Origin of the sequence: Paraburkholderia sp. SIMBA_030 (assembly GCF_046535245.1) — a bacterium.
Classification (GTDB): domain Bacteria; phylum Pseudomonadota; class Gammaproteobacteria; order Burkholderiales; family Burkholderiaceae; genus Paraburkholderia.
On sequence record NZ_JAWRXB010000834.1, the window covers coordinates 1 to 262 of the forward strand.

At 67.9% G+C, this 262-nt stretch carries 1 protein-coding gene; it reads left to right on the forward strand.

What is annotated here, in order from left to right; all coding sequences use genetic code 11:
• Positions 1 to 262 (forward strand): chemotaxis protein (locus SB772_RS42325; protein ID WP_410838812.1); only part of this gene is annotated, 262 nt, incomplete at both ends.

The following is a 262-nucleotide window of genomic DNA, read 5'->3' on the forward strand; positions in this document are numbered from 1 at the left end:
GCACGACGGGCACGTTGGGACCGAGCGATTCGTCCGATAGCGGCAGCGATGTCGCCGGCGAGAAGCGTCACGAGTTCGACGTCGAAACTGAACTGGACAATCACGCGCTCGAAACCGGGGAAGCCGAGCTCGGCAGCGACACCGACCGCGCCGGCACCGGCGAGCGCGCTTCAGCCGACGGCGATTCGACGCTCCATCCCGATCGCGACATCGAGCCCGATCACATCGTGCGGCCCTCGGCAGCCGATGACGGCGACGACGG